Genomic DNA, 10,745 nt, shown 5'->3' with positions numbered 1-10,745 from the left:
TGTGTTCATACAAAGAACAATGAGTCTGGAGTGGAACGAGACAGAAACTGTCTTTTGGACAAACCAGTACGAATCACCGAGTGAAGCGATTGTGACCGCTATAGCAGCTAAAGAATCCGTAACGGAAACCAGTCTCCCACCGTTGTACAACCGAATCGACCCGGACGCCCTTGATACTATTGTCTCAGGGCAGACCAACGACGACATTCAGATTAGTTTCACATACAGTGGGTACACCGTTCGGATTCGAGACAGCGAGACCATCGAGATCACGCCGACGTAACCGGCTAGAACTTTCCTCCTGGTTCTTAACTGAGCGGATAACGAGGAACCTCCGGTAAGAGAGTATGCCGTGGAGAAGATCCGGGAGAGTTCATGATATGTTATTAATAGGATGCTATGTAGTTTCTGTCTATCCTCACTGGAATTCGATAGCGTAGTACTAATATATGTATCTAAACTAATACGAAAAGGTTCGGAGTTTCGCAGTAATGAAACAGAGACTTGTACCGAGCCGAACAATAACACACTGTACTGCGTTTTCACATGCAGACTTATTTTTATTTATTGCAGGTCATTGTGATTGAGTCATGTAGTACGCCAAATGATTCCGGATGTCACAAACTGAGGGATTATATACAGACTGTGGTCAGTCGGTGAAGAACGGGAGTACGGTGTGCGATACAAGTAGCTATTTCTTACTCAGGAATTAGAAGGTAACGGGGGTGTAACAAAACGGTACCCCGGGTTTCGTGTATATATGTGGCTCTCGCGGCCTGAACACAAACCAATGCAGCAATCGAGGTCATGAGTGAACCGATGGTAGAGGAAGAACCAGAGCTCTCACGCGACCAAATGTTCGATATCCTCAGCAGTTCGAGGCGTCGATATACCCTTTACTATCTACGCCAGCAAAAGGAGCCAGTCCAGCTAACCGACTTAGCTGAGGAGTTGGCTGCGTGGGAGAACGACACAACCGTCGAAGAACTCTCCTCGCAGGCGCGAAAGCGGGTGTACGTCTCGCTGTATCAGACCCATGCTCCGAAGCTTCAAGAGGCAGGGCTAATAACGTACGACGCCGATACGGGCGAGATTGCTCTTCGAGAGGATGCTCCGGAGGTTGAACCATTCATCAGCAATAGTGATAATGATTCTAAATGGTATCAGTACTATGGGGCCGTAGCCCTGTTGAACGCCATTTTACTCCTCGCAGCAATTGTCGGTGTGTCGCCGCTCAGTGCAATCAGTCCATTAGTTATCGGACTAGTCGTCATTAGTTCATTTCTCGTGCTTTCTATTGTTCACGCAGTCTCCAGGCGGCGAGGGGAAAACAACAAGACCTTCGAGATCGGCGAGCCGTGAGCTGAACTATGCGCTGACCGAAAATACCCCCCAAGGGTATGTTATTCTTCGTCGTCGGCCGCACCGTCCGGCAGTAACTGATCGGGCGACCGTTTGTACATCGGAGTGCTCGCGAATTCCGAAATCCGTTCCATTTCGCTGTCGGAGATATGTTCCGGCATACACCGCTACGTGTAACTGTTACAGTTTAGTAATTGAGTTCATATTTGAGGTAGTCGGCTACTTCTATAGTAACAATTGAAACGATGTACACACTGATCGCACTGCCGTCGTGCGAGCAGGTGTGCATTGATCCAATCGCTACTATAGACGCTTGCCAGTTGTCGATGTCCGGGGTATACTAGTGTTGAGCTTTAGGAATTTTGTTGTAAAACCCCTCCGGGTATTGCAACTATCAGAAGTACTCACCCAGATATCGGCTATAGGAGTGTTTATCGGGGATTCTGAATGCAATCATAACATCCGTTACTCGGTCACAAATTCTGGTATGCAGTTTCGCTGTGTCTGCTGGGCATCAATGACTTCTGATGACCTAAGTTTAAGTTAAGGACGTCTGGAGTGTATCCACAATTAGTTCGGAGAATCGGCGAAGCCTTAGCAAAGGATTAGAATCCACGTCATAGCTAAAAAGTCAAGACCGGAGTGAGCCGGAAAGGACGGTGTGACCGAAGCCGTTCCGGCTCACTATCAAAGTGGAGAGAGCGATCCGAGTCGACAGCGACTAACAGGGCACGAGCGTCCCTGAGGGGGGTGGTAAGGATTGGGCCGGTGTTGTGGGTGTCGGGTAACTGCCCTCTCCACCAGTATCTTATGTGCAGGGGTGTATTGTTATAGTCGTGTTATTCCGCCATAGCGGAGCTTACCACTCCAAAGGTATGTGGAGCAGTTGTAGCTGAGCCTTTTACTCAAGTGTTGAATGCGGGTTGAAGTACGTGGTGGCGCCATTTGAGAGGCATTTTCGGTTTAGAGCTTCAAGCGTAACGATCACGGGTAAAAGAGAGTAACATAGATAACATCAGTACCTCACAAAGCCCGTTAGTTGAGAGGTCTGCTTGGCTGAAGTGTGACCAAACACAAGCAGCAAGCAGACGGTGAAATCCACGNTCAGTACCTCACAAAGCCCGTTAGTTGAGAGGTCTGCTTGGCTGAAGTGTGACCAAACACAAGCAGCAAGCAGACGGTGAAATCCACGAGGACCAGCTCCTTAACTTTCTCGTCAACGCACTCACTGGCTCATTTGGCGTGAGTCTCGGTGAGAACGCTGATCTTGATCCCGAAGACATCTACGAGGTCCTCGTCGGCGCGACCGCCGACGGGACCTCGATCTCCACACTCTGCGATCGGAGTGAAGATAGCTCATCCAGCACGAACATCCTTCGCCACCTTCGAACGAAACTCGACCTTGACACAGTCACAACCGTTGGGAACACGCTTCTCCAGGAGTACACACTCGATATGCTCCCCGAGCAGGTGGAGATCGTTGTTGATCTCCACCTGCGGCCCTACTACGGTGACACTGACGAGACTGATGGCCTCTACTTCAACGAAGCCAAAGACGGAACCACGGCGTTTCACGCGTACGCGACACTGTACGCTCGGGTTCGCAACAAACGCTACACGCTGGCGGTGCGCCGTCTCACCGACGGCGACACCGCCAGCGACGTCCTCGCAGAGTTTCTCGGCCTCGCCAATAGCTTCGACTTCGAAGTCAAGGCACTCTACGTTGATAGCGAATTCTACGACGGGAAGTGCCTCACGCTGATGCAGGCGCACAACTACGCCTACGTCGTTCCAGTCATCGCATGGGGGAACGACATTCAGCAGGAACTCTCGGAGGGATGGAGTCGTGAGATTGACCACGATCTCACGACGGAATTCGACGGTCACGAGTGGACCGTCGAATTCCCGGTCATGATCGACTGTACCTACAAAATGGGTCGCTACGACGATCATGAAGTGGCGCGTCACGGCTACGCCGCTGACGCGCCGTTCATCGATACACCACAACAAGCTCGTCGCCACTACAGCAAGCGGTTCGGTATTGAGGCGACGTACCGCCTGTCAGAGTCGTCGTTGATCTCCACGACGGTGACTGATCAGATGCGACGACTGCTGTTCGTGGTGATTAGCCTGCTTCTTCAGAACATCTGGCGATATCTGCATTGGGAATACGCGGCGACGCCCCGCCGAGGCGGGCGTCGCCTCTGGTGGTGGCCCTTCGAGGAATTCATTCGTATGGTCACCCGCGCAGCGTGGAACGCTCTCTCAGTTCGGAGGTCAATTCCGGCAAATCGTCCGCCTGACGACCGGTTCGAGCGGTAATCACCGACCGGGACGGGACTACTGGTAGTGGCAACGCTGTCGTGTCGGCGGCTTTCCGCCGCCGACTCCGACAGCTTCGTGTCATCACTGGCCTAGAGTGAGTGTCAACCGCCGTTCCAGCCGCTGTTCCGAATGAACCCACCCGTCAGAAGCAGTTAGCTGAAGACGCTTTGTGAGGTACTGANGAGTGAGTGTCAACCGCCGTTCCAGCCGCTGTTCCGAATGAACCCACCCGTCAGAAGCAGTTAGCTGAAGACGCTTTGTGAGGTACTGACTATAGCTCCGGTGCCAACTACGACAGTGCGATGACCGAACGCTCTTCCCCGCCAGAATGACACCTCAGGCTACTGATTCCGATATTTCGGATACCGCTGCCGAGACACCTGTTCGAACAGCCGACTCGACGTGGTGGCTCGTGGCGAGTGCGAGCCTGATCTCGATGGGATTGGCCGCATACGAGATCGTCCCCGCAAGCGTCACACCACTTATTCGAGACTCACTGCAGGTCGGGCCGACAGCCGCCGGCCTCCTCGTCGGGGTCATGTTCGGCACCGCTGTCGTCGTCAGCCTCCCTGCCGGGGCTGTGCTGGACCGGACTGATTCGAGGAGTGTGATAGCCCTTGCGGTGGGCATCTTAGTCATCGCAGGGATGTGGGGCTGGCAAGCCGGCCGCCGTGGCCAGTACGAGACAATCCTCGCATCTCGTGTACTGGGAGGCACTGCGTACGTCGTTGTCTGGAACGCCGGTATCGACATGGTGAGCCGGGCCGTCGACAGCTCCAACCGTGCGACAGCAGTCGGCATCTTCACTGCCAGTGGGCCGGTCGGCTTCGCACTCGGACAGGGAACGGGGCCGCTTATCGCCCAGCGGTTCGGCTGGCCGGCTGTCTTTCTGGCCTTCATTGGTCCTGTAATCGCGGGCCTGGCCGTCTTCTGGCCAGCGAGTCGCGGGCACGGCGGGAGCCGCGGCGATGCCCCGTCCCTGCAGGAATTCGGCGCAGTGCTCCGGAGCCCGAGCGTCTGGCTCGTTGGTATCCTCGGCTTCCTCGGCTACGCGCTATACCTGTTCGTAAATAGCTGGGGCTCGTCGTATCTCACGCAAGGCCTTGGCTTCTCTCTGGCTGTGAGCGGACTCGTCGTTGCCGTATTTCCCGCTGTTGGTGTCATATCTCGAATCAGTGGCGGGCTCATCTCGGATCGGGTCTTCGACGGAAGCCGGCGACCGGTCGTGTTGTGGTCGTTCGGACTCGCCGCTCCGCTTCTCCTCGGGTTTCCGCAGTTCCGCTCGCTGGCACTGCTCGTTGCTGTCCTCCTGTTGATCGGATTTGCGGTCCAGTTGACGCTCGGCCTCTCGTTCACGTACGTTCGAGAGCTTGTCGATCCGCGCGTCGCCGCAACGGCGGTCGCGTTCCAGACCAGTATCGGCCTGGCAGGGGCGTTTATTGCACCGATCGCCGGTGGAGCCGTAGTAAACAGAGTCGGGTTCGAGCCGGCGTTTCTACTGGCTGGCGTGGTCGCCATCGCCGGTATCATCGTCGCCTGGCAGGCCCCAGAGCCGGGACGGCAGTAGGAAAGAGCCCGGTCGGTTCCGTGTCCCACGAACAGTTCTGAGACCGCACCCCCGGCGGATCGGCTCAACTGATTTGATGCTGGCCTGTGAATTGGAAACGAATGCCAGCTGAATCGTTCACACTCGCGGCCGCGCAGGTAGAGCCTGTCTACCACGACAAGGAGGGAACGCTAGACAAGACATGCCGGTACATCGAGCAGGCGGGTCGGGACGGTGCAGACATCGTCGTCTTCCCGGAGACGTACTTCCCGGGATACCCATACTGGCGAGGCAGCGTCTCTATCTCCAGATGGACTGACCTGATGGTGGACCTCCAGAAGAACAGTCTCCACGTCGACGACGAGGCTATCGAGGTACTCGGTGAGGCAGTCGCGGAGGCGGACCTCACGCTCGTGTTGGGCACGAACGAAATCAGTGACCGGCAGGGAAGTGAGACGCTCTACAATTCGCTGTTTTACTTCGACAGTACGGGGGAGCTGATGGGTCGACACCGGAAACTGATGCCGACCCACGAGGAGCGTGCCATCTGGGGGCGCGGCGACCCATCCAGCCTGGCCACGTACGAGACGGCTGTCGGACGGCTCGGCGGCCTCATCTGCTACGAGAACCATATGACGCTCTCGAAGGCAGCGCTGACCGCAATGGGCGAGGAGATACACGCCGCCGTCTGGCCCGGCTTCTGGGAACAACACGGTCATCCAGGGGACAAGACCCGAGCGGAGACGAGCGAGGCCGTGGATACCTGCGATATCTATCCTGCCATGCGGGAGTACGCCTTCGAAACCCAGTCGTTCGTCGCCGCGTGCTCGGCGTACATGAGCGACGCTGTTCCAGACGGCTTCTCTGAGGACGAACTCGGGTTCAACGTCGCCGCAGGCGGGAGTATGCTCATCAACCCGGCAGGGATCGTCAAAGCCGGTCCGCTGGTTGGTGAGGAGGGACTCCTGACTGCCGAGTTCCAGGACGACGAACGGCGGGCGACGAAGGCGTACTTCGATGCGATGGGTCACTACACCCGCTGGGACGCAGTGAGCCTGTCTATCAACGACGAAACGTTGGCACCCTCACAGCCGCGAGAACCCAGCGAAAATGCAGTCGCCGGAACCGGTTCACTCTCGGCAGCACAGGCACAAGCGGTCGCCGACGAGTACGACGTTCCTGTCGAGGCTGTCGAAGCGGTCGCCGATAAACTGACCGACTAACCACGATTAGTTATAGTAGCCATTGAAGATCAACACACACCTGATCGCCCGATGGCAGTGCGATCAGTGTGTAAATCGTTCCAATTGTTACTATAGGTAACTCTCAAATAAACCACACATGCTACGCGGCTGAGTTACTTATTGTAACTGTCCGGAATCAGCACGACGCCGTGGAAGTCGAAGAGGTCGGAAACAGCCGCCTCGATACGACCGAAGTTCGGTGGTAGCGCGACTGCCGGTAGATAGAAATCGGCGTTTGAGAACTCGCTATCCGCGGTGGATTGGTTTTGTGGTTCACTCATATCAATATAATATACTGGGTACAGCCTTCTAAGCTCATTGTAGGATAATTACGGGTGTTTATTACGGGAAATTATAAACAATTGTTAATACAGATTCCGATATAGACGTATGCTGGTCGCCGAATTAAATGGGTCCATGACATATAACTTCTGAGTTATTTCTCGTTGCTTCGTCGCTTAGACTGCATCCATAGACTCGTTCTCATTGGCGAAAACACAGTCTCACGAACACGATAGGAGCTATTTGGGACGGCAGTCAGCTTTTTGTTTTTGCCTTCGTGTGTGCACCTGTGCATGTAAACATTGACGTGGAGACCCCGCGTACATACAGCAGTTCACAGATGATAGTGCTCCGTTGTCGAACTGACATTCATCTCTGACGCTTCGATTGTAATCTCCGCACCACAAAATGTCAATAACGACGAAAATACACATCGGACACGAACGCCTCGCTCTGGTTCCAACGTTACAGAACCTCGAAGACATAGCGATACGTGTCATCACACAGGGGAATACTGATCCGGGCTCCACCGTGTTTCCGTTCCTCATCGAGTATCGTGACAGAGACCGACTCGAAGAGATGCTCGATGCCGACCCGACAGTCCAGAGCTACGAACTCGTCGACTGGACCGACCAGACCGGCATATACTACATCGAACACACCCCCGAAACGAAACTCATCAGCTCTGTCGTCACGGATGTCAACGGATTTCTCGTCCATACCGAAACGAAGGGCAACGGATGGCTCGTCCGACTCCTCCTCCCCGACCGAGAGGCACTCAACACGATCTGGGAGTATGCCAACGAGAACGACATCTCGCTCGATATCATCGAAATCTACGGAAACACGGACACCGGCGGCGAGTCGTCGTACGGCTTGACCGATGAGCAGCGGACCGCACTGACAACCGCATACGAAAACGGTTATTTCGGAGAACCCAGGGATATCTCCTTGAACGAAGTCGCCGACGAAATCGGACTGTCCTCGACAGCGATGAGCGGCCGGCTCCGGCGGGGAATGCGGAACCTCATTGCGGCAACAATAATCGACAGAAAGGAGTGAGTCCACAGATCCGCCACTGGGAGCGCTCGGAAAGCGCTTCCAATCGTTTTACCGGTTTAAACCAACTCTCGTGATCTCGAACCGCATTTGAAACTGTATTCTGGTGTATGTACACAAAACCATCAAAAAGAGAGTCTTTGGGGCAGATACTGGACCTATCTAACCGTGGTGTTTACTCGGATCGCCCGCTCGAATCCTTTTGACGGTAGACCGGTCGCAATGCTGTCGCGTCTTTGTTGTATCCCAACCACACGCTCAACGCTGTTGCGGCGAAGACAAGATACACGGGGAACAGGAGAACGAGTGCGTATCCAGCTAACACCGGTGTCAGGACGTCTAACCAGTACAGCGTCGCGATCCCAGCGAGTCCACCGACCGCGCTCGCGATAATTCCCAGGCGAAACGCCTGAGCAGCGGCGGGACCGGGCGACAGGTGAATCGTATCCATACGGCATTTTATATGGCTGAACCCCATAAGTCGCGCGCGAGATACGCTATCAAGGTCCGGGCTAGCATTGGTGTAGCGACATCCCACTGATTCAGATCCAAACGGCAGGATTCCAGTTCCAGAATACGACTTGCTGTCACTTGAAACCGTGTCCCTAGCTCGGGCAGCGGAATTGATGCGTCGGTTTCGAGCGGTGGCCTCGCTCATCGGTGGGGCGGACTTATTACCAGCAGCCCGACAAAGGGGTACGTATGAAACTCTCGCTGATCGCCGCCGTCGCGGCTAACGGCGTGATCGGTGCCGGCGGCGACATTCCGTGGCAGTATCCCGAAGATCTGACACACTTCAAACAGACGACTATCGGTCATCCGGTGATTATGGGCCGGCGTACCTTTGAGAGCATCCGCCGTGATCTCGACGGCCCACTCCCGGAGCGATTGAACATTGTTCTGACTACGACGCCGCGTCACCTTCCTGACAGTGTCACGGCTGTCACCTCGACGACGGCGGCGTTGACCGAAGCGGCCAACAGCGGCGCATCTACGACGTACGTCATTGGCGGCGCTACTGCGTACGAGCAGTTTCTCCCACAGGCCGACGAACTAATCCTCACCGAACTAAGGGCAGCTTTCGACGGCGATACGGTCTTCCCGACGGTCGACTGGTCGCGCTGGTCCGAGACAGAACGAACGAACCACAACGACTTCGACATCGTCAAATACACCCGAGCCGGCAGTGACTCGGACTGATATCTGTCCGAACAGTCACACCAACCGCTCGGTCGTGTTCCGTGCCGGTCGTTTCGTACTACAGCTACCAGTTTCAGCCGAGTAACACGACACCGTATTCTGCTGAATATTCATGTACTGGGGCTGTTAAACAACGGTTCAGAGTATCATCAGTGCCCGCAAAGTCTCCCCCGCATATAAACCCCAGAAGCAAGTAACAATATCCTTTATTAGTATTTCACATCTTCTTTCATAGGCATGACCGGTAACGAGGAACATCCTAACCATCCCAGTGTCGACCAGTCAGATCGGACTGTCCCCCGTAACCTCCGCCAGACTGGTGACCCCAACATCGAGATGTTGGTGTCAACGCGCGTTCGAAAGTCCCCGTTCTTCCACAAGTCCTTCAACGAGGAGGGTGCCTGGCGGGCGACCGTCTACAACCGCCTCTATCATCCGCGCGGCCTCATCGAGCCCGAGGACGGCGGCGTGATGAAGGAGTACGACGCACTGACCAACACTGTCACCCTCTGGGACGTCGCCGTAGAGCGACAGATTCGGGTCAAAGGGCCCGACGCCGAGGCGCTGACGAACTACGTCGTCACCCGCGACGTGACAGGTATGGACGCCATGGACGGAAAGTACGTCATCCTCTGTAACGAGGACGGCGGGGTCCTCAACGACCCCGTTCTCCTGCGTCCCGAGGAAGACGAGTTCTGGTTCTCCATCTCGGACTCGACGCTGATGCAGTGGCTGCAGGGCGTCAACGTCGACAACGAGTTCGACGTCGAAATCGACGAAATCGACGTGGCTCCGATGCAGATTCAGGGCCCGAGGGCGCTCGACGTGATGGTCGACGTCGTCGGCGACAAGGTCAAAGACGTCCCGTACTACGGCCTGATGGACGCCGAAATCAACGGCTGTGATGTGTTGATCAGCCAGACCGGTTTCTCGGGCGAGAAAGGCTTCGAGGTCTACGTCAAAGACGCGATGGAAAACGCCGAACAGGTCTGGGACCCCGTCATGGAGTCCGTCAAAGACCACGACGGTCGCCAGATCGCACCGGGACACCACCGCCGGATCGCCGCCGGTATCATGTCCTGGGGCCAGGACCTCGACCACGAGACCTCGCCGTTCCAGGTCAACCTGGGCTACCACGTTCCCGACGACAAGGAGGCCGACTACATCGGCAAAGAGGTCCTCGAAGAGCAGAAAGACCAGATCGAGAACGGCAACTACCCGTTCGAGCACAAGCTCATCGGCCTGAAGATCGCCGGCGAGCCGATCCGTGACTACGCCCCCGACTTCTGGCTCATCTCTGACCCGGACACGGGCGAGGAATGCGGTTACCTCACCTCGCCGTGGTGGAATCCGGACCTCGAAACCAACATCGGGATGGGATTCGTCCCGGCTGAGAAGATTCAGGAAGTCACCGATACGCCGCTCAACGACGAGATCTACGACGAGGAACTGGATCTTGAGTTCCAGGTCCATCTCCCCGACGAGTACGCCGACGAACCCGGTGAGCCGGTGTTCGCGACCGCCGCGAAAGTGCCGTTCAAGGAGTCCGTCAACCCGAGCGCCCGTGAGCAGGCGAAGCTCAACGCCCGGAAAGAGGCCGAAAGCGACGACTGATCATCACTCCGTCTGTCCCAGCAGTCCGCACACCCATCTGTCGTCCGCTGCTGTTTTACCGCCCCGACTGCCGCGCCCGGTTTTCACTGATACCGTTGTAGCTCCGTCCCCCT

10 protein-coding genes are annotated in these 10,745 nt (G+C 55.9%); 8 read left to right on the top strand and 2 right to left on the bottom strand.

Annotation, left to right across the window (positions count from 1 at the left end; genetic code table 11):
* The first annotated feature begins 19 nt into the window (after positions 1-19).
* The 5 genes from C442_RS15475 to C442_RS15455 all read left to right on the top strand — a co-directional run bounded on the left by C442_RS15475 (position 20) and on the right by C442_RS15455 (position 6,456).
* Positions 20-283 carry a HalOD1 output domain-containing protein gene (locus tag C442_RS15475; protein WP_008312048.1) on the top strand — a complete coding sequence of 88 codons (264 nt, stop codon included), beginning with the start codon at positions 20-22 and terminating at the stop codon, positions 281-283.
* Positions 284-819: 536 nt separating this feature from the next.
* Positions 820-1,362, top strand: coding sequence for a DUF7344 domain-containing protein (locus C442_RS15470; RefSeq protein WP_008312046.1), 543 nt, complete (start codon positions 820-822; stop codon positions 1,360-1,362).
* Positions 1,363-2,514: 1,152 nt separating this feature from the next.
* Positions 2,515-3,684, top strand: a complete 1,170-nt coding sequence (locus tag C442_RS15465) for an ISH3 family transposase (RefSeq protein WP_008312041.1) — start codon at positions 2,515-2,517, stop codon at positions 3,682-3,684.
* Between the two features lie 331 nt (positions 3,685-4,015).
* Positions 4,016-5,254, top strand: a complete 1,239-nt coding sequence (locus tag C442_RS15460) for an MFS transporter (protein ID WP_008312039.1) — start codon at positions 4,016-4,018, stop codon at positions 5,252-5,254.
* Between the two features lie 101 nt (positions 5,255-5,355).
* Positions 5,356-6,456 carry a carbon-nitrogen hydrolase family protein gene (locus C442_RS15455; RefSeq protein WP_008312037.1) on the top strand — a complete coding sequence of 367 codons (1,101 nt, stop codon included), beginning with the start codon at positions 5,356-5,358 and terminating at the stop codon, positions 6,454-6,456.
* 134 nt (positions 6,457-6,590) lie between these two features.
* On the opposite strand, the gene C442_RS22270 is transcribed toward C442_RS15455, so the two are convergent.
* The gene (locus C442_RS22270; RefSeq protein ID WP_008312034.1) at positions 6,591-6,758 is read right to left on the bottom strand and encodes a hypothetical protein; all 168 of its coding nucleotides are present in this window, start codon (positions 6,756-6,758) and stop codon (positions 6,591-6,593) included.
* Positions 6,759-7,167: 409 nt separating this feature from the next.
* Between C442_RS22270 and C442_RS15450 the strand changes: the two genes are divergently transcribed.
* The gene (locus C442_RS15450) at positions 7,168-7,821 is read left to right on the top strand and encodes a DNA-binding protein (RefSeq protein ID WP_008312033.1); all 654 of its coding nucleotides are present in this window, start codon (positions 7,168-7,170) and stop codon (positions 7,819-7,821) included.
* 172 nt (positions 7,822-7,993) lie between these two features.
* Here C442_RS15450 and C442_RS15445 read toward each other — a convergent pair whose 3' ends face one another.
* Entirely contained in the window at positions 7,994-8,269 is a 276-nt protein-coding gene (locus tag C442_RS15445) for a hypothetical protein (protein WP_008312031.1), read from the bottom strand.
* 251 nt (positions 8,270-8,520) lie between these two features.
* Between C442_RS15445 and C442_RS15440 the strand changes: the two genes are divergently transcribed.
* Positions 8,521-9,018 carry a dihydrofolate reductase gene (locus C442_RS15440; RefSeq protein ID WP_008312029.1) on the top strand — a complete coding sequence of 166 codons (498 nt, stop codon included), beginning with the start codon at positions 8,521-8,523 and terminating at the stop codon, positions 9,016-9,018.
* A gap of 237 nt (positions 9,019-9,255) precedes the next feature.
* On the top strand, positions 9,256-10,632 hold the full coding sequence (locus tag C442_RS15435; RefSeq protein WP_008312027.1) for an aminomethyltransferase family protein: 1,377 nt from the start codon (positions 9,256-9,258) through the stop codon (positions 10,630-10,632).
* Positions 10,633-10,745 lie beyond the last annotated feature (113 nt).

The organism is Haloarcula amylolytica JCM 13557 (assembly GCF_000336615.1).
Classification (GTDB): Archaea; Halobacteriota; Halobacteria; order Halobacteriales; family Haloarculaceae; genus Haloarcula; species Haloarcula amylolytica.
Note: the sequence above shows the minus strand (reverse complement) of the source record. Positions and strands in the feature narration are given on the sequence as shown.